The 25,936-nt window shown below is 45.3% G+C and carries 23 protein-coding genes; 20 read left to right on the top strand and 3 right to left on the bottom strand.

Annotated elements, in window-relative coordinates; all coding sequences use genetic code 11:
* The first annotated feature begins 78 nt into the window (after positions 1-78).
* Both DWX43_RS02515 and DWX43_RS02520 read left to right on the top strand, forming a co-directional pair.
* A complete protein-coding gene (locus DWX43_RS02515; protein ID WP_109729817.1) occupies positions 79-1,452 on the top strand; it encodes an MATE family efflux transporter in 1,374 nt (457 codons plus the stop codon).
* Positions 1,453-1,539: 87 nt separating this feature from the next.
* A complete protein-coding gene (locus DWX43_RS02520; protein ID WP_109729234.1) occupies positions 1,540-2,181 on the top strand; it encodes an orotate phosphoribosyltransferase in 642 nt (213 codons plus the stop codon).
* 187 nt (positions 2,182-2,368) lie between these two features.
* Here DWX43_RS02520 and rpsT read toward each other — a convergent pair whose 3' ends face one another.
* Positions 2,369-2,632 (bottom strand): 30S ribosomal protein S20, encoded by a 264-nt coding sequence (rpsT, locus tag DWX43_RS02525; protein WP_148481948.1) that lies wholly within the window; start codon positions 2,630-2,632, stop codon positions 2,369-2,371.
* Between the two features lie 197 nt (positions 2,633-2,829).
* On the opposite strand from rpsT, the gene gpr reads away from it, so the two are divergent.
* The 5 genes from gpr to DWX43_RS26865 all read left to right on the top strand — a co-directional run bounded on the left by gpr (position 2,830) and on the right by DWX43_RS26865 (position 10,124).
* Complete coding sequence (gpr, locus tag DWX43_RS02530; RefSeq protein ID WP_109729818.1) at positions 2,830-3,810, top strand: GPR endopeptidase; 981 nt, start codon at positions 2,830-2,832, stop codon at positions 3,808-3,810.
* Between the two features lie 93 nt (positions 3,811-3,903).
* Positions 3,904-5,085: a stage II sporulation protein P gene (locus DWX43_RS02535; RefSeq protein ID WP_118618610.1), complete on the top strand. Its 1,182-nt coding sequence runs from the start codon at positions 3,904-3,906 to the stop codon at positions 5,083-5,085.
* 95 nt (positions 5,086-5,180) lie between these two features.
* On the top strand, positions 5,181-7,103 hold the full coding sequence (locus tag DWX43_RS02540) for a DNA gyrase subunit B (protein ID WP_109729237.1): 1,923 nt from the start codon (positions 5,181-5,183) through the stop codon (positions 7,101-7,103).
* A 36-nt stretch (positions 7,104-7,139) separates the two neighbouring features.
* A complete protein-coding gene (locus DWX43_RS02545; protein WP_109729238.1) occupies positions 7,140-9,383 on the top strand; it encodes a DNA topoisomerase (ATP-hydrolyzing) in 2,244 nt (747 codons plus the stop codon).
* 330 nt (positions 9,384-9,713) lie between these two features.
* Positions 9,714-10,124: a hypothetical protein gene (locus tag DWX43_RS26865; protein ID WP_181368529.1), complete on the top strand. Its 411-nt coding sequence runs from the start codon at positions 9,714-9,716 to the stop codon at positions 10,122-10,124.
* Positions 10,125-10,208: 84 nt separating this feature from the next.
* Here the strand turns inward: DWX43_RS26865 and DWX43_RS02555 are convergent, their stop codons facing one another.
* Positions 10,209-10,742: a PadR family transcriptional regulator gene (locus DWX43_RS02555; RefSeq protein ID WP_118618612.1), complete on the bottom strand. Its 534-nt coding sequence runs from the start codon at positions 10,740-10,742 to the stop codon at positions 10,209-10,211.
* Between the two features lie 119 nt (positions 10,743-10,861).
* Here DWX43_RS02555 and DWX43_RS02560 point away from each other — a divergent pair, with 119 nt between their 5' ends.
* The 13 genes from DWX43_RS02560 (at position 10,862) to DWX43_RS02620 (ending at position 25,489) form a co-directional block, all read left to right on the top strand.
* Positions 10,862-12,232, top strand: a complete 1,371-nt coding sequence (locus DWX43_RS02560) for an MATE family efflux transporter (protein ID WP_118618614.1) — start codon at positions 10,862-10,864, stop codon at positions 12,230-12,232.
* A gap of 214 nt (positions 12,233-12,446) precedes the next feature.
* Positions 12,447-12,914 (top strand): ribosome maturation factor RimP, encoded by a 468-nt coding sequence (gene rimP / locus DWX43_RS02565; RefSeq protein WP_109729241.1) that lies wholly within the window; start codon positions 12,447-12,449, stop codon positions 12,912-12,914.
* A gap of 17 nt (positions 12,915-12,931) precedes the next feature.
* Positions 12,932-14,143 (top strand): transcription termination factor NusA, encoded by a 1,212-nt coding sequence (gene nusA, locus DWX43_RS02570; RefSeq protein WP_109729242.1) that lies wholly within the window; start codon positions 12,932-12,934, stop codon positions 14,141-14,143.
* 44 nt (positions 14,144-14,187) lie between these two features.
* Positions 14,188-14,442, top strand: coding sequence for a YlxR family protein (locus tag DWX43_RS02575; RefSeq protein WP_109729819.1), 255 nt, complete (start codon positions 14,188-14,190; stop codon positions 14,440-14,442).
* Entirely contained in the window at positions 14,423-14,752 is a 330-nt protein-coding gene (locus tag DWX43_RS02580) for a ribosomal L7Ae/L30e/S12e/Gadd45 family protein (RefSeq protein ID WP_347559293.1), read from the top strand. The genes DWX43_RS02575 and DWX43_RS02580 overlap by 20 nt, the downstream gene beginning before the upstream one ends.
* A gap of 14 nt (positions 14,753-14,766) precedes the next feature.
* Positions 14,767-17,847, top strand: coding sequence for a translation initiation factor IF-2 (gene infB / locus DWX43_RS02585; protein ID WP_118618616.1), 3,081 nt, complete (start codon positions 14,767-14,769; stop codon positions 17,845-17,847).
* 38 nt (positions 17,848-17,885) lie between these two features.
* Positions 17,886-18,257 (top strand): 30S ribosome-binding factor RbfA, encoded by a 372-nt coding sequence (gene rbfA / locus DWX43_RS02590; RefSeq protein ID WP_109729244.1) that lies wholly within the window; start codon positions 17,886-17,888, stop codon positions 18,255-18,257.
* Between the two features lies 1 nt (position 18,258).
* Complete coding sequence (locus tag DWX43_RS02595) at positions 18,259-19,221, top strand: bifunctional oligoribonuclease/PAP phosphatase NrnA (RefSeq protein WP_109729245.1); 963 nt, start codon at positions 18,259-18,261, stop codon at positions 19,219-19,221.
* A gap of 14 nt (positions 19,222-19,235) precedes the next feature.
* On the top strand, positions 19,236-20,180 hold the full coding sequence (gene truB / locus DWX43_RS02600) for a tRNA pseudouridine(55) synthase TruB (protein ID WP_118618618.1): 945 nt from the start codon (positions 19,236-19,238) through the stop codon (positions 20,178-20,180).
* A gap of 2 nt (positions 20,181-20,182) precedes the next feature.
* Positions 20,183-21,091 (top strand): bifunctional riboflavin kinase/FAD synthetase, encoded by a 909-nt coding sequence (locus DWX43_RS02605; RefSeq protein WP_118618620.1) that lies wholly within the window; start codon positions 20,183-20,185, stop codon positions 21,089-21,091.
* Between the two features lie 23 nt (positions 21,092-21,114).
* Positions 21,115-22,773, top strand: a complete 1,659-nt coding sequence (locus tag DWX43_RS02610) for a Na/Pi cotransporter family protein (protein ID WP_109729248.1) — start codon at positions 21,115-21,117, stop codon at positions 22,771-22,773.
* A gap of 148 nt (positions 22,774-22,921) precedes the next feature.
* Positions 22,922-23,188 carry a 30S ribosomal protein S15 gene (gene rpsO / locus DWX43_RS02615; RefSeq protein ID WP_047774844.1) on the top strand — a complete coding sequence of 89 codons (267 nt, stop codon included), beginning with the start codon at positions 22,922-22,924 and terminating at the stop codon, positions 23,186-23,188.
* Positions 23,189-23,401: 213 nt separating this feature from the next.
* Complete coding sequence (locus DWX43_RS02620; RefSeq protein ID WP_118618622.1) at positions 23,402-25,489, top strand: polyribonucleotide nucleotidyltransferase; 2,088 nt, start codon at positions 23,402-23,404, stop codon at positions 25,487-25,489.
* A 71-nt stretch (positions 25,490-25,560) separates the two neighbouring features.
* Here DWX43_RS02620 and DWX43_RS02625 read toward each other — a convergent pair whose 3' ends face one another.
* Complete coding sequence (locus DWX43_RS02625; RefSeq protein WP_109729250.1) at positions 25,561-25,899, bottom strand: helix-turn-helix transcriptional regulator; 339 nt, start codon at positions 25,897-25,899, stop codon at positions 25,561-25,563.
* Positions 25,900-25,936 lie beyond the last annotated feature (37 nt).

The raw sequence follows: 25,936 nt of genomic DNA on the forward strand, positions 1-25,936 counted from the left end.
GGGAGATTAGAAAAATACGTGGAACCCCGGCGCCTTATGACAGGCGCTGGGGTTTCCTTGCATGAAAGAGTGGTTTATGTGACAGAAAAAAATGATTTCAGCCAGGGCAGTATTGCCGGTAATATTTTGGGGCTCGCACTCCCTATGACGCTGGCACAGCTGATTAATGTACTCTACAGCATTGTAGACAGAATCTACATTGGTCATATCCCCCATACATCCGCAGAGGCTCTGACAGGCATCGGGCTGACTCTCCCGATTATTACGGTCATCACGGCTTTTGCAAATTTGTTCGGGATGGGCGGGGCACCTCTGTGCTCCATTGCGAGAGGCGCCCATGAGGAAGAGAAGGCAAAGAAAGTCATGGGAAATTCTTTTTCCATGCTGCTTCTTACGGGTGTAGTACTGATGTTTCTCTGCCTTGTATTCAAGAAGCCGCTTCTCTACATGTTCGGGGCAAGTAATGTGACCTTCCCGTATGCGGATTCTTATATCACAATCTATCTGTTCGGAACGATATTTGTCATGATCAGTCTGGGCATGAATAATTTTATCAATGCACAGGGATTCGGCAGGATGGGGATGCTGACGGTCATTCTCGGAGCTGTAACGAATATCATTCTGGACCCTCTTTTGATCTTTGTTTTTCATATGGGGGTCAGGGGAGCTGCAATTGCAACGGTTATTTCGCAGGGACTCTCTGCCGTCTGGGTTCTGAAATTCCTGACAGGGGAAAAGGCGATACTGACACTGGACCGCAGTTCTATGCGGCTGAGTAAGTCTCTTGTGAAAGAAATAACCGCACTGGGAACTTCTGGTTTCGTAATGTCCGTGACGAACGGCGCCGTCCAGATTGTCTGCAATGCGACCCTGTCCCGGTACGGGGGAGACTTATATGTGGGGATTATGACGGTCATCAATTCTGTGAGGGAGATCATCACTATGCCTGTGACTGGCCTGACATCCGGTGCACAGCCGGTGATTAGTTACAATTACGGGGCAGGCTGTTATGACAGAGTAAAAAAGGCGATCAAATTCATGTCAGGGAGCTGTATCATATTTACCTGCCTGATGTGGGCTGTCCTTTTCTTTGCACCGTCATTCTTTCTGGGCCTGTTTACAAGTGAACCGGAACTGATTCAGGCTGGTGTGCCTGCAATGAGGATCTATTTCTGCGGTATCTTTATGATGGCGCTGCAGTTTTCCGGACAGTCGACCTATGTGGCACTGAATCGTGCCAGGCAGGCTGTTTTCTTTTCTCTGTTTAGAAAAGTGATTATAGTCATCCCTCTGACGCTCTTATTTCCAATGATCAATGGGATGGGGACCGCAGGCGTATTCTGGGCTGAGCCGGTATCGAATGCGATCGGGGGGACTGCCAGCTTTGTCACGATGCTGATTACAGTCTGGCCGGCGCTGAAAGATGTGAAGGACCCGAAAAAAATAATTTAACTGCACTTTTCTTCCTGTATATGGTAAAATAAGATTAGTAAGATTTAAGGAAAAGCTTTTTGTTTTTACCAGAAGGGAGATGGCAGTATGGATGAAAGATTAATGAATCTTCGCTCAACGAAGAACCCCAAGGCCCGTATTAAGATTATGAGCGGCCACTTTGCAACCAGACACTCACATGTGAATACTTATATTGACATGTCTACTGTTAAAACACGCCACAATAATGCCCGGGAGACTGCAAGGACTCTGGCCTCGGAGTATCTGATGAATACGATGGTGGATACAATAGTCTGCCTGAAGAATACCGAGGTGATCGGTACTTTCATGGCAGAGGCTCTTGCTGACAGTACGAATGCGTCTATGAGCGGGGGGAATAATATTTCCGTGGTAACTCCGGAATTCGATTCTTCCGGCCAGATTCTGTTCAGGGATAACAATCAGAGGATGATCCAGGGAAAGCAGGTGCTGATACTCACAGATTCGATGGCGACAGGCGCACTGGCTTATCAGGCGATCGAATCGGTTCTCTATTATGGCGGCGTTGTCTGTGGAATCTGCTGTGTGTTCAGTGCGATTTCCAAGGTAGCCGGGATGGAAGTAAAGACGATCTTTACAAGCTCAGACCTGCCGAATTACCAGGTATATGCCCCCAATGAATGTCCGATGTGCAAGGCAGGGCAGAAGATCGAAGGACTCATTAACAGTTTCGGATATGCGAAACTATAAAGATTGACATAAAATAGAGTTTCGCTTGCGAAACTCGCGCCTGCGGCGGTCGCATCGCGACATCTGCCTTATACGCCGCAGTGCGCGTCCCCCGGAGGGTTTTTTATTTCATAGGACGTACTTTCCTATGAAATAAAAAAAGCATCCACCTGACGGGAGTGGGTGCTTTGTTCTATTATTTCAAAAATTAAGCAATCTCGTTTACAGCTTTTGATAAACGGGAGATTTTTCTTGAAACGGTATTTTTATGATAAACACCTTTGCTTCCAGCTTTAGAAATCTCTTTAATGGCAGCCTGTAATGCTGTCTTTGCTGTTGCAGCGTCCTTCTGTGCTACTGCAGCCTCTACTTTCTTTACGGCAGTCTTAACTCTGGACTTGATTGCTTTGTTTCTTGCAGCTTTTGTTTCGTTAACTAAAATTCTCTTTTTAGCAGATTTAATGTTAGCCAATCTGTACACCTCCAAATATGTGAAATTTTCAAATAGTGATTTTCATGATCCCGTAAGAATCGGACACGGACGTTCTTAGCGGAACATACTCATTCATTTTATGATAAGGAACAAAGGTTGTCAATACATATTTCCTAAATTATTGTAAAAACTAGCAATAAATGAAAATGAGGTAAAGGAAAAGTGAGGATTTGAAGATGTTGGAAAAGTATAGTGTAAGAACAGACCTTGCTCTGGAAGAAAAGGAGCGGTTTGAGTCAGACAACGTGGAAGTGCAGGGAGTTGTTCTTGAAGAGGAGTACGATGAGGAACGGGAGATCCGGATTTCCAGAGTACGCATTGAGACGGAGAAGGGGGCCAAGGTCATGGGCAAGCCGGTGGGCACCTATCTGACGGTGGAGGCTCCGAACATGGCTGTGCCGGATGAAGGGTATCACAGAGAGATTTCTGAGGAGCTGGCGGGTTATATCCAGGAACTCATTGAAAAGCTGGGCCTGATGGATAAAGAAGACCTGTCAGTTCTGATTGTCGGGCTCGGCAACCGTCAGGTGACGCCGGATGCTTTGGGCCCGCATGTCGTAGATAACCTCTGTGTGACAAGGCATATTGTGAAGGAATATGGAAAATATGCGATGGGGATGGAGCATGCGAATCTGGTGAGTGCCATAGTACCCGGTGTTATGGGGCAGACTGGTATGGAGACGGTGGAAATCGTGAAGGGGGTTGTGGATGAAACGGATCCGGACCTGGTGATTGCGATTGATGCGCTGGCAGCCAGAAACAGCCGGAGACTGAACCGGACAATTCAAATTGCCGATACGGGGATACATCCCGGGTCCGGTGTGGGAAACCACAGGAATGGGCTGACAAAGGAGTCGCTGGGGGTCCCTGTTATCGGAATCGGTGTGCCTACGGTTGTGGATGCCGCAACCATTGTAAATGATACGATGGAAAATCTGATTAACGCTCTTGAAACATCCGAGATGCTTAAAGGTGTAGGGGACGTTCTGCGTACTTATAATGCTGCGGAGAAGTATGAACTTGTAAAAGAACTGATATCCCCGCACCTGAATGGTATGTTTGTAACGCCGAAAGATGTGGATGAGATGGTGAAACAGATCAGCTATACAATATCAGAGGGGCTTAATCTGCTGTTTAACAATGCCGGGCAGGCATAATAAGCATTGGAAGGTCATATATATGGAGAAGGGCATTTCCCCCTTCTCTGTAAGGCGGCCTTTGCCCGGATTCCTTTGGAAAGAAGGCGGTATATGAAACAAACAGCAGTTCTCCGCATTGTTCTGGCTGCTTTTGGCGTGCTGGCTTGTCTCAGTATGTTTTACATATGCAGTAAAAACAGGATGAATGAGTTCAAATATGAAAGCCAGAAAATGGTTTTGAAATATACAGAAGAGATGTACATGCCGGGTCTGGCATATCTGAAAAAGGAGCCGGGGCCAACGGCGGCGGAATGGATAAAAGAGAGGGCACTTTCATGGATTCCCCTTGTGAAATATGTGGAGCAGAAAAAGCCCTATGAATCTGCGATGGAGGATGAGGAAACGATAGCAAAGATTCTGAAAAGCCAGGCAGATGATGAAAATATGGTAGATGAGAATGGAAAGCTGATAGGGGATGATACACTGGCAAAGCAGGAACCTTCTGTGGAGCAGGGACAGTCGCCTATTGATATGTCGATTGAGAAACTGAGGGATTTTGACTATCTGCTCAGTAATTTTTATACCGTGGACAGTTCGACTATGATTGGTCCTGACCAGCTGAATGTTGATGATCTGCTTAGCAGGAGTATGAAAATAGACAAGAGTACGGGCGGTCCCAAGGTGCTGATTTTCCATACACATTCCCAGGAAGAATTTGCCGATTCAACTCCCGGTGATCCAAGTACGAGCATTGTAGGGGTCGGAGATTATTTATGCCAGCTTTTGAATGAAAAAGGGATAGAGACTATACATGATACCGGTGTTTATGATATCATCAACGGACAGCTTGACAGGAGTAATGCATACGAAAATGCAGAGGCATCGGTCCGTCCGCTTATTGAAGCGAACCCTACACTGGAAGTGGCGATAGACCTGCACAGGGATGGTGTGGCAGAGGGTACACACCTTGTTACCGAGGTAAACGGGAAACCGACCGCCAAGATCATGTATTTTAACGGATTAAGCCGGACGAGAACGAATGGAGATATTTCTTATCTTTACAATCCGTATATTCAGGATAATCTGGCGTTTTCACTTCAGATGGAACTGGCTTCCGAGAGTCTGCATCCCGGTTTTGCCAGGCATATCTACCTTAGAGGCTACAGGTACAACCTGCATTTGCTGCCTAAATCACTTCTGATCGAGGCGGGGGCACAGACAAATACAGTGGAAGAGATGAAAAACGCGATGGAAGTCCTTGCGGATACACTGCAGCATGTATTGACAGAATAATGTTCCGTGATGGTCCCGGGGGAGTTTGATAATTCGATTCTTGAATGCCCTAACATTTTGTGCTAATATGAGATGAATGAAAAAGGAGAGGGACTATGGGAAATAAAAATACATATGATGCAGACAGTATTTCTGTATTGGAGGGACTCGAAGCAGTCAGGAAAAGACCTGGTATGTATATAGGAAGTGTTTCGACAAAAGGTCTGAATCATTTGATTTATGAAATCGTGGACAATGCCGTGGATGAACATCTGGCAGGGCATTGTTCCCAGATTCATGTGACACTGGAGAAGGACGGCTCGGCAACCATTGAGGACAATGGCCGGGGCGTCCCTGTTGGCATGCACAAAAAGGGTGTATCAGCAGAGCGTATCGTTTATACTACCCTTCATGCGGGTGGGAAGTTCGACGATTCCGCTTATAAGACAAGCGGCGGACTCCACGGCGTAGGTTCATCTGTCGTCAATGCACTTTCCGCTTATATGGACGTACAGGTTTTCAGGGACGGGGAAATCCATCATGACCGGTTTGAGCGCGGTATACCGGTGATCGAACTGGAGGATGGTTTACTCCCTGTGATAGGCAGGACGAGAAAGACAGGGACCAAGGTGAATTTTCTCCCGGACGATACGATCTTTGAAAAGACCAGATTCCGCTCGGAGGAAGTGAAGAGCCGCCTTCATGAGACAGCATATCTGAATCCGGAGCTTACGATTACATTTGACGATAAGAGGGCGGAGACACAGGAGCATATTGTATACCATGAGCCGGATGGCATCATCGGGTTTATCAAGGATCTGAACCAGAAAAAGGAGACGATCCATGAACCGATTTATTATAAAGGAACTTCCGAGGGCATTGAAGTTGAGGTGGCGCTTCAGTATGTCAATGAATTTCATGAGAATGTGCTGGGATTCTGCAATAATATTTACAATGCAGAAGGGGGAACCCATCTGACCGGTTTTAAGACAACCTTTACAACGGTGATGAACCAGTATGCGAAAGAACTCGGAATCCTGAAAGAAAAGGATCCAAATTTTACGGGGGCGGACATCAGAAACGGTATGACGGCGATTGTATCGATCAAGCACCCGGACCCGCGGTTTGAGGGGCAGACAAAGACGAAGCTGGACAACCCTGATGCAGCAAAGGCAGCCGGTAAAGTGACTGGTGATGAGATTGTACTGTATTTTGACCGGAATCTGGATACACTGAAAAAGGTGCTGTCCTGTGCAGAAAAGGCGGCCAAGATCAGAAAGACAGAAGAAAAGGCAAAGACGAATCTTCTGACAAAACAGAAGTATTCTTTTGACAGTAATGGGAAACTGGCTAACTGTGAGAGCAGGGATGCGAAAAAATGTGAAATCTTCATCGTCGAAGGAGATTCTGCCGGAGGTTCAGCGAAGACGGCCAGAAACCGTATGTTTCAGGCAATCCTCCCGATCCGCGGGAAGATCCTGAACGTGGAAAAGGCGAGTATTGATAAGGTACTTGCAAATGCGGAGATCAAGACGATGATCAATGCGTTTGGATGTGGATTTTCCGAGGGGTACGGTAACGATTTTGATATCAGTAAACTCCGCTATGATAAAATTATCATTATGGCCGATGCCGATGTGGACGGCGCTCACATTTCCACACTGCTCCTTACACTTTTTTACCGCTTTATGCCGGAGCTGATCTATGAGGGTCATGTCTATATTGCCATGCCGCCTCTTTATAAGGTCATGCCTAAAAAGGGGGAGGAAGAGTATCTGTACGATGACAAGGCTCTGGAAAAATACAGGAAAACACATGAAGGCCCGTTTACACTCCAGAGATATAAAGGTCTTGGTGAGATGGATGCGGACCAGCTCTGGGAGACGACACTGGACCCGGAGACACGGCTTTTGAGGCTCGTAGAGATCGAGGATGCACGCATGGCATCGAGTGTAACTGAGATGCTGATGGGGACAGAGGTGCCGCCGAGGCGTAGTTTTATATATGAAAATGCTGCAGATGCAGAGTTAGATATCTAAAAGCAGGGGCGTATTTGAGAAACAGGAGAAAAAAGAATGAGTAGTGAATCACAGATTATCAGAACCGAATATTCAGAGGTTATGAAGAAATCTTATATAGATTATGCCATGAGTGTTATTATCGCAAGAGCACTGCCTGATGTAAGGGATGGCTTAAAGCCGGTACAGCGCAGGACTCTGTATGATATGTACGAGCTTGGCATCCGTTATGACAGGCCTTACAGAAAGTGTGCCCGTATAGTCGGGGATACGATGGGTAAATACCATCCCCACGGTGACAGCTCCATCTACGAATCGCTTGTAGTCATGGCTCAGGAATTTAAAAAAGGAATGATCCTCGTAGACGGACATGGTAACTTTGGCTCCATTGAGGGGGATGGAGCTGCTGCCATGCGTTACACAGAGGCAAGGCTCACAAAATTCACGCAGGAAGCATATCTGGCAGATCTGGATAAAAATATCATTGACTTTGGCCCGAACTTTGATGAGACGGAAAAAGAACCGATTGTCCTGCCTGTCCGCGTGCCGAACCTGCTGATCAATGGCGCAGAGGGGATTGCCGTGGGCATGGCGACCAGTATCCCTACGCATAATCTGTGTGAAGTAATCGACGCTGTGAAGGCATATATGAAGAACGACCAGATCAGTACAAAACAGCTGATGAAATATATCAAAGGGCCGGATTTCCCGACAGGGGGCATTGTAGTCAACAAGGACGACCTGCTGAATATTTATGAAACCGGGCAGGGAAAGATCAAGCTGCGCGGCAAGGTGGAAGTAGAGGAGCTAAAAGGCGGCAAGAAGCAGCTTGTCATTACGGAAATACCATATACGATGATTGGAAGCGGTATCGGGAAGTTCCTCAACGATGTCTGCAATTTGGTAGAAACCAAAAAGACGAATGATATCGTCGATATTTCCAACCAGTCATCTAAAGAAGGAATCCGAATTGTCATAGAATTGAAAAAAGGTGCTGATGTAGAGAATCTGAAAAATATGCTTTACAAGAAAACAAGGCTGGAAGACACCTTTGGTGTGAATATGCTCGCAGTTGCGGATAACCGGCCGGAAACACTGGGGCTAAAGGCTATCATTGAACATCATGTGGACTTCCAGTTTGAGCTGATGACCAGAAAGTACACGACACTGCTTGCGAAGGAACAGGAAAAGCGGGAGGTACAGGAAGGGCTGATCAAGGCATGTGACGTCATCGACCTGATTATCGAAATCCTGAGGGGAAGTAAATCTGTAAAAGACGCCCGGGCATGCCTTGTGAATGGTGTGACTGACAACATCACTTTTAAGTCAAGGATTTCAAAAAAAATGGCATCCCTCCTCAGATTTACAGAACGTCAGGCGACAGCTATCCTGGAGATGCGTCTGTATAAACTGATCGGGCTGGAAATTGAGGCTCTCCAGAAAGAACACGACGAGACAGTGAAGAATATTGCCCGCTATGAAGATATCCTGAATAATTATGACTCTATGGCGGACCTGATCATCGGAGAATTGGAGTCTTACAAGAAAGAATATGGAAGAAAGCGCCGCACTGCGATTGAGAATGCGGAAGAAGCCGTTTTTGAAGAGAAGAAGATCGAAGAACAGGAAGTTGTTTTTCTGATGGATCGTTTCGGCTATGCCAAGACGATTGACGTGGCTGCATATGAGAGAAATAAAGAGGCTGCAGACAGTGAAAATAAATATGTTGTCCACTGTATGAATACCGGAAAAATCTGTATCTTTACAGATTCAGGAAGAATGCATCAGGTAAAGATGCTGGATCTGCCATATGGAAAGTTCCGTGATAAAGGAACACCGATAGATAATGTAAGCAACTACTCCAGCAGCGAGGAACAGATCATCATGGTCTGTGATGCGGAGCAGATGCGCTTTGCAAAGCTTCTGTTTGCAACAAAACAGGGAATGATTAAGAAAGTGGAAGGAACAGAGTTCCAGGTGGCAAAGCGGACGATTGCTGCAACAAAACTGCAGGAAGAAGACACCCTGATCAGTGTAAACGTTGTAACAGAGAACCAGAATGTGGTACTCCAGACAAAAGGCGGATATTTCCTGAGATTTCCGGTGGAAGAGATTCCGGAAAAGAAAAAGGGCGCAGTGGGAGTTAGAGGAATTAAGCTCCAGAAGAACGATGAACTGGAGAACATCTACTTATTTGAAGAAGGAACGGAATCGAAGGTAACATACGGAGAAAAAGAAGTAACCCTGAACCGTTTAAGACAAGGGCGCAGAGACACTCTGGGGACGAAAACACGTAATTAGCCGGAAGTTTTAGAACAGGTTTAAAATAGGCTGGGTGTGTTTATAAGAAAATATAAGGAGGAGCATGAAACAGTTGTAATCCGGCTGTTTTATGCTCCTTTTTATGTGCGCCTGACGGTATTATCCATCAGCTTCCTGCTGAAATTGAAGTTGTAACTGATTGCGCAGATAGTCTGACCATATTATAATATATACATTGACAGGGAGGGCTGCCCAAAGAGAAGGATAGGGTAATCCAGGATACAGGGCAAAAAATCAGGCTATGAAGCATGGCAGGGAGAGAAATGCAGTGTTTCAAAAGCAGGAACTATTCAGAAAGGGAGAGGTTTTATGGCAGAAAAAGAATTATTAAATGCATTATCGGAGATGATGGACTCTAAATTCGAGGCACTAAAGAGAGATGTTGTGCTGAATATGGCAACGAAAGAAGATATTCGGAATATGGCGACGAAAGAAGATATTCAGAACATGGCAACAAAGGAAGACATGCTGAATATGGCGACGAAAGAAGATATTCGGAATATGGTGACGAAGGACGACATAGCAGATTTGGTTACAAAGGAAGATTTAAGGTACGCGGAAAATGTTATTTTATCAGAAGTAGACCGTGTTCAGGAAAAATCCAACATGCATTATCATGAGTTAAAAGAGGATATTTGTCAGCTCAGGAGGGAAGTCAGGTCAATGAATGTAGAAGGTTTAAGATATAGAGTGGAACGATTGGAAGCAATTGTCTTATAAAGAATATGCCTGCATGTATGAAATGAAATCCCAGATAGAACAGCGTATCCATTCACGGAAAAAAGTGTGAATGGATACGTGATGTCAAGAGATATGCAAGTCTTGTTTCAGTGAAGTAATCCAGGTTTCGATTGCCTGTGTAAGTATAAACTGTTGTTTCAGGACCGCCATACCCGTTTCAGGTATTTCTGGAAGCTTTTCTTTTATGCTGATGTTTTCTTTCAGATATGTCTTCAAGGTTTTTACCTGAGTCTCTATTTCTGTTAAGCATGACTTTTGACTTTCAGGTGAAAGGCTGGTTAGATTTACTATTACGGCGTTAAAGTCTAAAAATATATGAATGGGTTTGGAGGCTATTTCCAACATAAGCCTTTCAAATTCATTTGCCCCGCTGTCTGTCAGGGTATAGACTGTCTTTTCAGCCATTTTCCCTTCTTTTACTATGCTGCCTTTGATATATCCTTTTTCTTCAAGCTGGATTACTTTTTTATAAATGGACGGTGTGCTGATCTTTACCCACTTCGATATATTTCGGTATTCCACTAATTTCTGAATATCATAAGCGCTTAAAGCATCTTTTTTTATCATTCCCAATACGATTAGGTCTATTGTTGCCATAAGGTTCTCCTTTTTTCTTGACAAGTACTATAAATTATAGTAGTATATGCCGTACGGCCGAATACTATAAAATATAGTACTATATTCTATTTTCCATGTCAAGAGAAGGAGAAGTAAATATGAGTGAATGTAATAAAAAAACGGAACTGCTGGGATGTGCACCGATACCAAGAGCACTTCTGGCATTGGGTCTTCCTACGATGATAGGTATGATGGTAAATGCCTTATATAACCTTGCAGATGCCTACTTTGTCGGAGGGCTGGGCACAAGCCAGACAGGGGCGATTACTGTTGCATTTCCGATCGGGCAGGTAGTGGTCGGCTTAGGGTTGCTGTTCGGTAATGGGGCAGCGTCCTATATATCCAGACTGCTGGGACTTGGCGATAAGGAAATGGCAGACCGGGTGGCAAGTACAGCTCTGTACAGCAGTATTGCTGTCGGAGCGGTTATAATTTTGGTGACAGTTATGTTTCTGAATCCAATTTTAAGACTTTTAGGTGCAACAGAGAGCATACTGCCATATGCCGTAACTTATACGAGTATCTATATTATTTCGTCTATATTCAATGTTTTTAACGTTACAATGAATAATATTGTGACAAGCGAAGGCGCTGCAAAAACGACAATGTGTGCATTACTTGCAGGAGCACTGCTGAATATAATTCTAGATCCGGTTTTTATCTATGCATTCCATTTAGGCATTGCGGGTGCAGCAGTGGCGACGGCAATCTCGCAGATTATATCCTCACTGGTATATATCTTTTATATACATAGTAAAAAAAGCAATTTCAGTTTCAGCTTAAGAAAATGCTGTTTTTCAAGGCAGATTATGTCTGAGATATTTAAAATCGGAATTCCGACATTGGTTTTCCAGCTATTGACGAGTCTTTCGATCGCGCTGATCAGCATGCAGGCGAAAAGATATGAATATGGCGATTCTGTGATTGCCGGTATGGGGGATGTGACAAGGATCATTTCTATGGGAAGCCTGATGGTGTTCGGGTTTATCAAAGGGTTCCAGCCAATTGCGGGTTATAATTACGGGGCAGGGAAGTACAAAAGGCTGCAGGAGGCAATTAAAACAATGATTCTTTGGTCAACAGCTTTTTGCATATTTTATGGAATCATGGCGGCGGTTTTTTCAGGTAAAATAATGGAACAATTTACGAAAAATGATATAGAGATGATCCGTGTAGGACGAAAAGCATTGACAGCAAACGGAATATCGTTTATATTTTTCGGATTTTATACTGTATATTCTTCGCTTTTCCTCGCGCTGGGAAAAGCGAGGGAAGGTTTCATTCTGGGAGCCTTAAGGCAGGGAATCTGTTTTGTACCGGTTATCTTGTTCCTTCCCCCTGTTTGGAGAATAGGCGGGATTTTGTATGCCCAGCCAATCGCGGATGTGATGTCCGCAGTTGTCGCCGTATTCATGGCGGTATATCTACATAAAGAATTAAAAACGTTTCAGTGTGCTGTTGAAGTATGACAGCAGTGATTCAGCAGATGCAATTGTCTGTATAATTGAGAATTACCTCTTGCAATTACTGGAAAAAGGTGCTATACTTAACAACAGTTACATAGGAACCCGGCAGAAGAGTGAACGAAAGTTCACTCTTCTTTGTTGCTAAGGGCAATGCCAGCCGGTCAGCTTATTATAACGATTATAATAGTATAGTAAATGCAGAGAAAAGGAGTATAGCGTGTCAAGAAGAGAACAGTATGAACAGCAGACAGAAGAACTTTTAGAGCCGATTGTGAAGGATCTGGAGTTTGAACTGGTAGATGTGGAATATGTGAAGGAGGCTGGTACCTGGTATTTGCGGGCTTATATTGATAAGCCGGGCGGGATTACAGTGGATGACTGTGAGATAGTAAGCAGGAAATTCTCGGATATTCTGGATGAAAAGGATTATATTGAAGATACTTATATCTTTGAGGTGAGTTCTCCGGGACTTGGGAGACCGTTGAAAAAAGAGAAGGACTTCAAAAGAAGCCTGGGAGAAGAAGTTGAGATCCGGACATACCGGGCAATCGACCGCCAGAAAGAATTCGTAGGAATATTGAAGGATTATGACAAGAACACTGTAACGATAGAATACGAGGATGAGTCTATTCAGACATTCGATAAAAGTGAGATTGCGCTTATTCGCTTAGCTTTGGATTTTTAATTTAGGAGGAAATAATAATGAATACAGAATTATTGGAAGCATTGAATATTCTTGAGCAGGAAAAGAACATCAGTAAAGAAACAATGATGGATGCGATCGAGAATTCACTTATCAGCGCATGCAAGAATCATTTCGGAACATCAGATAATATTAAGGTAATCATGGATCATGAGACATGTGATTACGCGGTTTATGCAGAGAAGGAAGTCGTTGAGGAAGTATTTGATCCTGCGATTGAGATTAGTCTGGAGGATGCAGAGAAGCTGGACAGCGCACTTCAGATCGGCGATGTTGCACAGATACCGATCGAATCAAAGTCTTTTGGGCGTATCGCAACGCAGAATGCAAAGAACCTGATCCTTCAGAAAATCAGGGAAGAAGAACGTAAAGTCGTATATGACCAGTATTTTGAAAAAGAGAAAGATATCGTAACAGGTATTGTCCAGCGCTATGTGGGAAGAAATATCAGTATTAACCTTGGAAGAGCGGATGCAATGCTGACAGAGAACGAACAGGTAAAGGGTGAGGTCTTCAAACCGACAGAACGTATCAAATTATATGTTGTGGAAGTAAAGAATACGCCGAAGGGACCAAAGATCCTCGTATCCCGTACACATCCGGAACTTGTGAAGCGTCTGTTCGAGGCAGAAGTTGCCGAGGTAAAGGACGGAACTGTAGAAATCAAGAGTATAGCCCGTGAAGCAGGCTCCCGTACTAAGATGGCAGTATGGTCCAATGATGAGAATGTTGATCCAGTAGGTGCCTGTGTAGGAATGAACGGGTCCAGAGTTAATGCAGTTGTGAATGAACTGCGCGGGGAGAAGATCGACATCATCAACTGGAGTGACAATCCGGCGCTTTTGATTGAAAATGCACTCAGCCCGGCAAAAGTCATTTCTGTTATGGCAGATCCTGATGAGAAGGCAGCGAGCGTCATTGTACCTGATTACCAGTTGTCACTGGCAATCGGTAAAGAAGGTCAGAATGCAAGGCTTGCAGCCCGTTTGACAGGGTACAAGATTGATATCAAGAGCGAAACTCAGGCGATCGAGTCCGGTGAACTTCCTGAAGACTATATGGAGCAGATGGCAATGATGGAAGATGGCTATTCGGACGGTTTTGAGAACGGTTATGAAGAAGCATATCCACAGGATAGCGAAGAGATTTACGAGGCGCCGGAGGATGAAAATATAGAAGAGATAGAATTCATCGAGACAGATGGTGAATAATAACCATATGAGAGGTGTAATTATTGAGTAATAAAAAAATACCGATGCGTAAATGCGTTGGCTGCGGCGAGATGAAGCCGAAAAAGGAAATGCTGCGCATCCTGCGTACAACAGAAGAGGAATTTGTATTAGATGCAACTGGAAAAAAGAACGGGCGGGGCGCTTATCTGTGCTGTTCGCTGGATTGTTTCCAGAAGGCAGTGAAGAACAAAGGGCTGGAACGTTCTTTCAAGCAGGCCATTCCGGCGGATGTATACGAGCGTCTGGAAAAGGAGATGAATGAGATTGATACAAAATAAAGTCTTATCTCTGGTCGGGCTTGCCACGAAAGCAGGAAAGACAGTGAGCGGGGAATTCATGACGGAGAAAGAAGTAAAGTCAGGGAGAGCCGCGCTGGTGATCGTTGCAGACGATGCATCAGATAATACAAAAAAGAAGTTTCGGGATATGTGTGAATTTTATAAGGTTCCAATTTATTTTTACGTAGATAAAGATACCTTAGGGCATGCAATGGGAAAAGAATTCCGTGCATCTCTGGCGATATTGGACAAAGGATTTGCAAAGGGAATTCAAAAACATTTAGAAACGAAAGACAATACAATTGCATAGAGGAGGTAGTTAGTATGACAAAAATGAGAGTACATGAACTGGCTAAAGAGCTGGGGATGGAAAATAAAGAACTGATGGATGTGTTAGTGAAAAAGAACGTAGAGGTGAAGAGCCATATGAGTTCTTTATCTGACGATGTGGTTGACGAGTTAAGAAAAGGCGGGAAAAAGGTGAGTACTCCTGCGGCAAAAGCGCCGGAAGCAGATAAGCCGGGAGAAGAAACAGCGCCGAAAAAGAAGAATATTGTTCAGGTTTTCCGCCCGCAGAACTCCAAGAGCGGAGGACGCATGTCAGGCGGGACAAAAGGCCAGCGCCCACAGGGAACCGCAGGCCAGCGCCCACAAGGGGCAACAGGCCAGCGTCCGGCAGGAAATGTGGGGGGACACCGTCCACAGGGAACAGCACAGGGGCAGACAGTGGGAGGCCCTGCAGGTCAGCGCCCGGTAAATGCAGCTCCGGCCCAGAGCCAGACAGCGGGTGCTTCAAACCAGCGCCCACAGGGAACCGCAGGAACACAGGATACAGCCAGACAGCCAGTATCAGCTCAGGAAACGAGACAGAACCAGCCTTCCGGACAGAGACCATATAATTCTCAGAATCAGAGGACAGGGGATGGTTCCCAGAGATACAATAATAACCGCGGCGGACAGGACCGTTATGCAGGAAATGACCAGCGTCAGGGAAGCGGGAACTATCAGGGAAACGGCCAGCGTACAGGCGGCTATCAGGGAAATAACGGCCAGCGTACCGGAGGTAGCTATCAGGGTAATGGCCAGCGCACCGGCGGTTACCAGGGAAATAACGGCCAGCGCACCGGAGGCGGCTATCAGGGAAATAACGGCCAGCGTACCGGAGGTTATCAGGGAAATAACGGCCAGCGTACCGGAGGCAGCTATCAGGGTAATGGCCAGCGTACCGGAGGTTATCAGGGAAACAACGGCCAGCGCACAGGTGGAGGTTATCAGGGAAATAACGGCCAGCGTACCGGAGGTTATCAGGGAAACAACGGCCAGCGCACAGGTGGAGGTTATCAGGGTAATGGCCAGCGTACAGGCGGCTATCAAGGAAATAACGGCCAGCGTCAGGGCGGTTATGCAGGCAATAATGCATCACGTCCGGGGGAACGCCGTGATAACAGAAGAGATGACAGAGATGCGATTCCAACACCATTGGTAGAGCAGCAGAAGGCATCCAGAAACAAGGCAAAAGATAAAGAAAAAGACTATAAGAAAAAAGAATATAAAGACGGCGATTTCGACAACAAGAAAAAAGGCAAGAAAACCAAACCGGCTGAAGTTCAGAAGCCACAGCCAAAACAGGTTGAAAAGAAGGAAGAAGTGATCAAACAGATCGTTATTCCAGAAGTCCTTACAATCAAGGAGCTTGCTGACAAGATGAAACTTGTACCTTCTGCAATTGTGAAAAAGCTATTCCTTCAGGGCAAAATCGTTACTGTGAATCAGGAGATTGATTACGAGACAGCAGAAGAAATCGCAATGGAATTTGAAGTACTCTGCGAGAAAGAACCGGTTATAGATGTCATCGAAGAACTTCTGAAAGAGGAAGATGAAGATGAAACCAAAATGGTAAAACGTCCTCCGGTAGTCTGCGTTATGGGTCATGTTGACCACGGTAAGACTTCCCTTCTGGATGCAATCCGCCACACAAATGTCATTGACCGTGAGGCCGGCGGCATCACACAGCACATCGGTGCTTATGTTGTAGAAGCAAACGGGGAAAAAGTCACATTCCTGGATACTCCGGGACATGAGGCGTTTACTGCAATGCGTATGCGCGGGGCCAGTTCAACAGATATCGCAATCCTTGTTGTAGCAGCAGACGACGGGGTTATGCCTCAGACTGTAGAAGCGATCAACCATGCAAAGGCAGCAGGGATTGAGATCATTGTTGCAATTAATAAGATTGATAAGCCAAGTGCTAATATTGACAGAGTAAAACAGGAACTGGCGGAATACGAACTGATTCCTGAGGACTGGGGCGGAAGCACAATCTTTGTACCGGTTTCAGCACACACAAAAGAAGGTATCAAAGATCTTCTGGAAATGATTCTTCTGACAGCAGAGGTGATGGAACTAAAAGCAAATCCGGACCGTGCGGCAAGAGGTCTTGTGATCGAGGCCGAACTGGATAAAGGAAAAGGTTCTGTTGCAACAGTGCTCGTACAGAAAGGTACGCTTCACGTAGGTGATGCCATTGCGGCAGGCTCAGCCCACGGTAAGGTAAGAGCCATGATGGATGACAAGGGACGCAGAGTAAAGGAAGCAGGACCTTCACAGCCGGTAGAGATCCTCGGACTGAACGATGTGCCGAATGCAGGAGAAGTTTTCGTCGGATGCGATACAGAGAAAGAAGCAAGAAGCTTTGCGGAGACATTTATTTCACAGAATAAAGTAAAACTGCTTGACGATACAAAAGCCAAGATGTCTCTGGATGATCTGTTTACCCAGATCAAGGAAGGAAACTTAAAGGAACTGAACATTGTTGTAAAAGCAGACGTGCAGGGATCAGTAGAAGCCCTGAAGCAGAGCCTCCTGAAGCTTTCCAATGAGGAAGTAGTCATTAAGATCATCCATGCCGGTGTTGGGGCGATCAATGAATCAGACGTTATCCTCGCTTCTGCATCCAATGCAATCATCATCGGATTCAATGTACGTCCGGATGCTACCGCGAAAGAAATTGCCGACCATGAAGGCGTTGACCTGAGACTTTACAGAGTCATCTATAATGCAATTGAGGATGTTGAGGCAGCCATGAAGGGTATGCTTGATCCGATCTTCGAAGAAAAGGTACTCGGACACGCGGAAGTGCGCCAGACATTCAAAGCCTCCGGCGTCGGAACCATTGCAGGTTCCTATGTTCAGGACGGTACTTTTGAAAGAAACTGTTCCGTACGCCTGACACGTGACGGTGTCGTAATGTTTGACGGCCCTCTTGCATCATTGAAGCGTTTCAAGGATGATGTAAAGGAAGTAAGGGCAGGATATGAATGTGGTTTCGTATTTGAGAATTTCAATGACATCAAAGAGGGTGACCTTGTAGAAGCCTACAAGATGGTAGAAATAGAAAGAAAATAAGACCGTAGTTTTTACAGCGGTTATGTGAAGGAGCATTTATGAGAAAAAACAGTATCAAGAATACAAGAATCAATACAGAAGTGCAGCGTGAATTAAGCAACATCCTGCGCGGAGGAATCAAGGACCCACGTGTGGCTCCTATGACCTCTGTCGTGGCTGTAGAGGTGGCTCCTGACCTGAAAACCTGTAAAGCATATATCAGTGTGCTGGGCGATAAAAAGGCACAGGAGGATACGATCAAAGGTCTCCAGAGCGCGGAAGGCTTTATCAGACGCGAACTGGCAAGGACAATTAATATGAGAAACACTCCGGAGATTAAATTCATTATGGATCAGTCTATCGAATACGGAGTAAATATGAGCAAAAAAATTGACGAATTGACCAGAGATTTGAAAGACGGGGATGAATAAAATGAGTATACAGTTATCTGATATACTGAAAGATAAGCAGACTATAGCGCTGGGCGGGCATATCCGCCCGGACGGGGACTGTGTCGGTTCCTGTATGGGCCTGTATATGTATTTAAAGGAGCAGTATCCAAATCTGGAGACAGATGTCTATCTGGAAGAAGTGCCGAAAGCCTATCAGATGATTGAGAAGACAGATGAGGTGAAACACCAGATACCGGCAGATAAACAGTATGACCTGTTTATCTGTCTGGACTGCGGTGATGAAAAACGACTCGGATTTTCTGCACCCTTATTCAGCAGGGCAAAGCAGACACTGTGCATCGACCATCATGTAAGCAATGAGGCATTTGCAGATGAGAATTACATTGTGCCGGATGCAAGCTCTACATCAGAACTTGTCTTCCGTATGATTGACAGTGCGAAAATCAGCCGTCCTGTGGCAGAAGCCCTCTATATGGGGATTGCACACGATACAGGGGTATTCCAGTATTCATGCACCTCTCCGGAAACAATGGAGGCTGCAGCGGAGCTGATGAGAAAAGGTATTGACGGCAATGATATTATAGACAGGACATATTATGAAAAAACTTACGTACAGATCCAGATTCTCGGAAGGGCGCTGCTTGAAAGTATTTTGATTCTGGATAAACAGTGTATTGTTTCTGTTGTAGACAAAAAAGAATTGGAGTTCTACGGGGCAGATTCCAGTGATCTGGAAGGCATTGTAAGCCAGCTTCGCCAAACAAAAGGTGTGGAAGTGGCAATGTTTATGTATGAATTAGAAAGCAGCCAGTTTAAAGTCAGCCTGCGTTCAAAAGGAAAAGTAGATGTCAGCGTGATCGCCAAGTATTTTGGCGGAGGCGGCCATGCAAGGGCGGCCGGATTCAGTATGCACGGGTCCAGCCATGATGTTATAAATAATGTGAGCCGGCAGATTGCACTTCAGCTGGATGCAGATAATTAGCGGGAAGAACAGACATGATAAACGGAGTCATTAATGTATATAAAGAGAAAGGGTTTACATCACACGATGTAGTTGCCAAACTCAGAGGGATCCTCGGACAGAAGAAGATCGGGCATACAGGTACTCTTGACCCGGATGCCGAGGGGGTTCTCCCGGTTTGTCTGGGTAAAGCAACGAAATTGTGTGATATGCTCACAGATAAAGACAAGATCTATGAGACTGTACTTCTGCTCGGCAAAACAACGGACACGCAGGATATTACTGGCAAAGTCCTTGAGGAAACGGATACAGGCATGCTGGCTGCCGGAAAAATTGAAGATTGTATAAAAAGATACATCGGTGAATACGAACAGATTCCACCGATGTATTCTGCGCTGAAAGTAAACGGGAAAAAGCTGTACGAGCTTGCCAGAGAAGGCAAAGAAATAGAGCGTAAGCCCAGGCGTGTACAGATTCATGACATCCGGATCCAAAAGACAGAGATACCACGTGTATGGATGGAAGTGTCCTGCTCGAAAGGAACTTATATCAGAACGTTATGCCATGATATCGGACAGGATCTGGGAACAGGGGCGTGCATGGAGTCGCTGCTGCGTACAAAGGTGAGCCGTTTCGAATTAAAAGACAGTCTTAAACTGGCACAGATAGAGGAAATGAAAAAAGGCGGCTGCCTCATGGAAGCTGTGACCCCGGTGGATCAAATGTTTTCTGAATTAGGGGCACTGACTGTTCTGGAGGAGCATGCAGCACTTGCTTACAACGGTAATCCAGTTCCGGAGCATTTTCTGGAGAACCCGGGTTCCGGCATTCTGGAAGGGACTGACGGGAGGGAAGATACCCGGAGATTCAGGATGTACGATGAGGCAGGGCAGTTTATAGGAATTTACAGCTTTTGCCAGAACAGCAAAGAATACAGGCTGGAAAAAATGTTTTTGGATCAGGAAGAATTGCGGGGATAGACATGCAGTATTACACAGATATTAATTCTTATCAGGGAGACAAAAAGACAGCTGTTACGCTGGGAAAATTTGACAGCCTTCACAGAGGGCATCAGAAACTGATAAGCAAAGTACGGGAATTAGCGCTGGAAGAACACATCGAGAGCATCGTGTTTTCCTTTGACATGCAGCGTAAATCACTGCTTACAAACGAAGAACGAAAAAGACACCTGGAACAGCAGGTGGACTGTATGATACAGTGTCCTTTTACAAAAGAAATCAGGGAGATGGAAGCGGAAGCCTTTATTGAAAATATACTGGTCAAAACGCTCCATGCATCCTGTATCGTGGTTGGGACAGACTTTCATTTCGGGCACGGAAAACGCGGCGATATACATATGCTGGCCCAATATGCCGGTGTATACCATTACCGTCTGGTCGTGCTTGAAAAGGAAATGTATGAAGGCAGGGAAATTAGCAGCACATTTGTAAAAGAGTCTCTGGAAGCAGGAGAGGTAGAACGTGCCAATGAACTTCTGGGGTATTCCTATCATATGTCAGGTATTGTGGAGCATGGGCGCCGGCTGGGGAGAACGCTTGGTTTTCCGACAATGAATGTGGCTCCCGCAGAAAGGAAGATTATGCCGCGTTTTGGTGTGTATGCCTGCAGGGTACAGATTGACGGGGAATGGTACTGCGGGATCGGGAATGTTGGAATCAAGCCAACGGTTACCGAGACACACAGGCTTCTTACAGAAGTGTTTGTTTTCGGCTATAAGGGGGATGCTTATGGCAAGGTGATAACCGTGGAATTCTGTGCATTTGAGCGTCCGGAAACAAGATTTGCATCAGTGGGTGAACTGAAAGCACAGGTAGATCAGGACATTGCGTTTGGAAGGGCATTTTTTCAGAAGAAATGCGTGGAAGTATAGAGAAAGAGATTAGGTAGATACAAATGAGTATAACAACTATTTTTCTGCTGTTAGGCGGGCTCGGATTATTCTTATTTGGAATGAAGATGATGAGCGACGGACTGGAGCGGGTGGCCGGTGCGCGTATGCGTTCCATATTGGAATTTTTTACAAAGAACAGATTTGTAGGTATGCTGGTCGGTATCTTATTCACTGCCGTGGTGCAGTCATCGAGCGCGACTACAGTTATGGTTGTAAGCTTTGTAAACTCAGGGCTTATGAACCTGTATCAGGCAGCCGGGGTTATTCTGGGTGCCAACATCGGTACTACCGTGACAGGACAGCTGATTGCATTTAATCTGTCAGATATTGCTCCACTGTTCGTCATTATCGGTGTCGTTATGTTTATGTTCAGCAAAAAGCAGAATGTGAAGAAAATAGGCGGAGTGATCCTCGGATTTGGTATTCTTTTCATGGGCCTGAGTACGATGAGTGACGCAATGTCCACACTCCGTGAGTCGCCGCACATGGTATCACTTCTAAAGTCACTGACGAATCCGCTTGCCGCAATTTTAGTCGGTTTTGGAATTACGGCTGTTCTGCAGAGTTCATCGGCTACGGTCGGAATCATCATATTAATGGCATCACAGGGGCTTTTGGATTTTAACATTTGCTTTTTCCTGATTCTGGGATGTAATATGGGATCCTGTGTGTCAGCCCTGCTTGCAAGCCTTGGAGGAAAGAAGGATGCAAAAAGAGCGGCGTGGATCCACTTTCTGTTTAATATCATAGGATCTGTGGCCATTTTTGCAGTTTTGATGTTTGCGCTGAATCCGATTGCAGATGCAATCATGAGAGTGTCCGGCGGGAATGCAGGAAGAGCAGTGGCAAATGCACATACATTGATTAAGATATGCGAAGTAGTCCTTTTATTCCCGTTTATGAACTGGGTCGTAAAAGCGACGTATGTATTTATACCGGGGAGTGACCCGTCACCTGAAGATGCTTATGAGCTGAAGTATATCGGAAAAAGCACAATCATTACACCGACGACGGCCGTGATTGCGGTAATCCATGAGCTGGAGCATATGGGGGACCTGGCAATCGAAAACCTGAAGCGGGGGATGGATGCACTGTGTACAATGAACAGTGACCTGATAACGGAAGTTTACCGGCAGGAAGGCTACATTGATTACCTGAATAAAGAAATTACCAACTATCTGGTACGCATCAACGAGATGGATATCCCGCTGAAGGACGCAGAGCTGGTCGGGGGACTGTTCCATGTGGTGAACGATATCGAAAGAATCGGGGATCATGCAGAAAATTTTGCGGATTCTGCAAAGGTGCGTATCGAAAAGAACCTTGATTTCAGCGAAAAGGGTGTCAAACAACTGCAGGATATGATGGATCTGGTAGAAAAAACACTGGAGTATTCTTTTGATATGTTTGCGAACCGGAGCCAGGAACATATGGCAGAAGTGATTGCACTGGAAGACGAAGTCGATGACCGTGAGAAGAAGCTCCAGAAAGCCCATGTAAAGCGTCTGACAAAAGGAAAATGCACTCCGGAAGCGGGAATGATCTTCTCTGATACAATATCTGGTCTCGAGCGAGTGGCAGACCATGCCACTAACATCGCGTTCGCCATTCTGGAACCGCAGGACGTGGATGTAGATGAAGGGGAAGAAGAGGAAGAGTAGAGGAAGTATGAAAAATACTGCTTTACATTCCGGCACTCTTATGCTATACTATCCAAGTATGAATTCAGCCGGTGTTCGGTAATCGGATCACTCCGACCATTGCTTAATGCCTGGCGGTTTATAAAAGAATAAAAAGGAGGAAATGAACATGATCGCAAAGGACAAAAAACAGGCAATCATCGCAGAGTATGGAAGAAGTGAGGGAGACACAGGTTCTCCGGAAGTACAGATCGCTATTCTGACAGCAAGAATCAACGAACTGACAGACCACTTCAAAGCAAACCCGAAGGATCACCATTCAAGAAGAGGTCTTCTGAAAATGGTAGGACAGAGACGTGGACTGCTTGCATATCTGAAGAAAACAGATATCGAAAGATACCGTACTTTGATCGAAAGACTTGGATTAAGAAAATAATTCAGAACATAAAAGGACTCCGGCGGCATAATTACTGCCAACGGGGTTCTTTTTTCTTGATTATGGTATGGCCCTGTGCTATAATATTAAAGATTGTGGGCAGGTAACAAGTACCCGAGACCACTGAAAAGGATATTAGTACTATAATGTGTTTTTCAGTAGTTTCGGAGTCTCCTGTCCCGAAGTATGTATTATATATAAAAGGAGAACAATATGTTTAAGAAGTTTGAAATGGAGCTTGCAGGCAGAACACTGCGCGTAGACGTGGACAGAGTGGCTAAGCAGGCAAATGGTGCCGTATTGATGCATTATGGCGACACAACAGTACTTTGTACGGCAACAGCATCTGAAAAACCGAGAGAAGGAATCGATTTCTTCCCTCTGAGTGTAGAATATAATGAAAGATTATATTCCGTAGGCAAGATTCCGGGCGGATTCAATAAAAGAGAAGGAAAAGCTTCTGAGAATGCCGTTCTGACATGCCGTGTCATCGACAGGCCTATGAGACCTTTATTCCCGAAGGATTACAGAAACGATGTAACGCTGGAGAATCTGGTTATGTCAGTTGACCAGGACTGCAGCCCGGAACTGACAGCTATGTTAGGTGCGGCGATTGCAACCTGTATCTCAGATATTCCTTTTGACGGACCGATTTCTACAACACAGGTAGGTCTTGTGGACGGAGAATTTGTATTCAATCCGACAGCAGCCCAGAAAGAGATATCCGATCTTGCCCTGACAGTTGCATCTACAAAGGAAAAGGTTATCATGATCGAGGCCGGAGCTAACGAAGTACCGGAAGCACAGATGATTGATGCAATCTTTGCAGCTCATGAACTGAACCAGAAAGTGATTGCTTTCGTAGAAACAATCGTTGCAGAATGCGGAAAGCCGAAACATTCTTATGAGAGCTGTGCCGTACCGGAAGAATTATTCGCGGCAATCAAAGAGATTGTACCTCCGTCAGAGATGGAAGTGGCAGTTTTCACAGATGACAAGCAGACAAGAGAAGAGAATATTCGTGTCATCACTTCAAAATTAGAAGAAGCATTTGCTGAAAATGAGGAATGGCTCGCTGTCCTCGGAGAGGCTGTTTACCAGTACCAGAAGAAGACTGTAAGAAAGATGATCTTAAAGGACCACAAGCGTCCGGACGGACGTGCAATCGATCAGATCCGCGCCCTGTCAGCTGAGACAGACCTGATCCCGAGAGTGCACGGTTCTGCAATGTTTACGCGAGGCCAGACACAGATATGCACAATTACAACTCTGGCGCCGCTATCTGATTCACAGAGAATCGATGGTCTGGATGAGGCAGAAACATCAAAGAGATATATGCACCACTATAATTTCCCGTCTTACTCTGTTGGAGAGACAAGACCATCCAGAGGACCGGGACGCCGTGAGATCGGACATGGTGCGCTGGCAGAGAGGGCTCTGATTCCGGTTCTTCCGGATGAAGCAGAATTCCCGTATGCTATCCGTACAGTTTCAGAGACATTTGAATCCAACGGTTCTACATCACAGGCAAGTATTTGTGCATCCAGTATGTCACTGATGGCGGCAGGTGTGCCGATTAAAGCGGCAGTAGCAGGTATATCAGCAGGACTGGTAACAGGAGATACTGATGATGATTACCTTGTTCTTACAGATATTCAGGGACTGGAAGACTTCTTCGGAGATATGGATTTCAAAGTAGCGGGTACTCATAAGGGTATTACAGCGATCCAGATGGATATCAAGATCCACGGACTGACAAGACCGATTATTGAAGAAGCAATCGCTAACACGAAGAAGGCAAGGACCTATATCCTGGATGAAGTCATGAATAAGACGATTGCAGAGCCTAGGGCAGAAGTCGGACAGTATGCACCGAAGATCATGCAGATGCAGATCGACCCACAGAAGATCGGTGATGTCGTAGGACAGCGCGGAAAGACAATTAATGCAATCATCGAACAGACAGGCGTGAAGATTGATATTACAGATGACGGTGCCGTATCCATCTGCGGAACAGATAAAGCAAGTATGGACGAGGCTGCTAAAATCGTAGCCACAATTACAACAGATTTTGAAGCGGGGCAGATCTTCGAAGGAAAAGTCATCAGCATCAAAGAATTTGGGGCATTTTTAGAATTTGCACCGGGCAAAGAAGGAATGGTACACATTTCCAAGATTTCCAAACAGAGAATCAATAAAGTGGAAGATGTACTCAAACTGGGTGATGTCGTAAAAGTCGTATGCTTAGGCAAGGACAAAATGGGACGCTTCAGTTTCAGTATGAGAGATGTGGCAGAATAGAGAAAAACACAAAAAAGGAGTACAGAAACGGCATGATTCGTGCAGTTCTGTACTCCTTTTTTGCGTAGTGGTTACTTATGTTCGGCTTTTGCAATGGTCTTTATAAACGTCTTCAACAGTTCTTCCGCAAGCGGGAGATATTCAGCATCAATATTGTTGATCATTTCTTTTAAATTTGAAGTGTCACTGTCTGCTGTTTTACCGAGTACGATATAATCGCAGGAAACACCGAGTGAGCTGCACAGCTTCTGAAGAGTAGTAAATGACATTCCCTTTTTTCCGCTTTCAATATCTGCAAGGAATTGAGGCGATATTTCAATCATTTCTGCGAACTGCTCTCTGGTGAGATGCATATATTCCCGCTGGCTTCTTATTCTTTTCCCAATGCCTACATTTATGTTTTTTTTCATGATTATTTTACCTCATATATCCTAATAGATTTATTTT

It is taken from the genome of Clostridium sp. AF19-22AC (assembly GCF_003479085.1).
Lineage (GTDB): Bacteria > Bacillota > Clostridia > Lachnospirales > Lachnospiraceae > Faecalicatena_A > Faecalicatena_A orotica.

Coding starts and splice junctions, on each gene's coding strand:
- DWX43_RS02520 (WP_109729234.1), top strand. CDS start 1,540: ATGGATGAAAGATTAATGAATCTTCGCTCAACGAAGAACCCCAAGGCC.
- gpr (WP_109729818.1), top strand. CDS start 2,830: ATGTTGGAAAAGTATAGTGTAAGAACAGACCTTGCTCTGGAAGAAAAG.
- DWX43_RS02535 (WP_118618610.1), top strand. CDS start 3,904: ATGAAACAAACAGCAGTTCTCCGCATTGTTCTGGCTGCTTTTGGCGTG.
- DWX43_RS02540 (WP_109729237.1), top strand. CDS start 5,181: ATGGGAAATAAAAATACATATGATGCAGACAGTATTTCTGTATTGGAG.
- DWX43_RS02545 (WP_109729238.1), top strand. CDS start 7,140: ATGAGTAGTGAATCACAGATTATCAGAACCGAATATTCAGAGGTTATG.
- DWX43_RS26865 (WP_181368529.1), top strand. CDS start 9,714: ATGGCAGAAAAAGAATTATTAAATGCATTATCGGAGATGATGGACTCT.
- DWX43_RS02555 (WP_118618612.1), bottom strand. CDS start 10,742: ATGGCAACAATAGACCTAATCGTATTGGGAATGATAAAAAAAGATGCT.
- DWX43_RS02560 (WP_118618614.1), top strand. CDS start 10,862: ATGAGTGAATGTAATAAAAAAACGGAACTGCTGGGATGTGCACCGATA.
- nusA (WP_109729242.1), top strand. CDS start 12,932: ATGAATACAGAATTATTGGAAGCATTGAATATTCTTGAGCAGGAAAAG.
- DWX43_RS02575 (WP_109729819.1), top strand. CDS start 14,188: ATGCGTAAATGCGTTGGCTGCGGCGAGATGAAGCCGAAAAAGGAAATG.
- DWX43_RS02580 (WP_347559293.1), top strand. CDS start 14,423: ATGAGATTGATACAAAATAAAGTCTTATCTCTGGTCGGGCTTGCCACG.
- infB (WP_118618616.1), top strand. CDS start 14,767: ATGACAAAAATGAGAGTACATGAACTGGCTAAAGAGCTGGGGATGGAA.
- rbfA (WP_109729244.1), top strand. CDS start 17,886: ATGAGAAAAAACAGTATCAAGAATACAAGAATCAATACAGAAGTGCAG.
- DWX43_RS02595 (WP_109729245.1), top strand. CDS start 18,259: ATGAGTATACAGTTATCTGATATACTGAAAGATAAGCAGACTATAGCG.
- truB (WP_118618618.1), top strand. CDS start 19,236: ATGATAAACGGAGTCATTAATGTATATAAAGAGAAAGGGTTTACATCA.
- DWX43_RS02605 (WP_118618620.1), top strand. CDS start 20,183: ATGCAGTATTACACAGATATTAATTCTTATCAGGGAGACAAAAAGACA.
- DWX43_RS02610 (WP_109729248.1), top strand. CDS start 21,115: ATGAGTATAACAACTATTTTTCTGCTGTTAGGCGGGCTCGGATTATTC.
- rpsO (WP_047774844.1), top strand. CDS start 22,922: ATGATCGCAAAGGACAAAAAACAGGCAATCATCGCAGAGTATGGAAGA.
- DWX43_RS02620 (WP_118618622.1), top strand. CDS start 23,402: ATGTTTAAGAAGTTTGAAATGGAGCTTGCAGGCAGAACACTGCGCGTA.
- DWX43_RS02625 (WP_109729250.1), bottom strand. CDS start 25,899: ATGAAAAAAAACATAAATGTAGGCATTGGGAAAAGAATAAGAAGCCAG.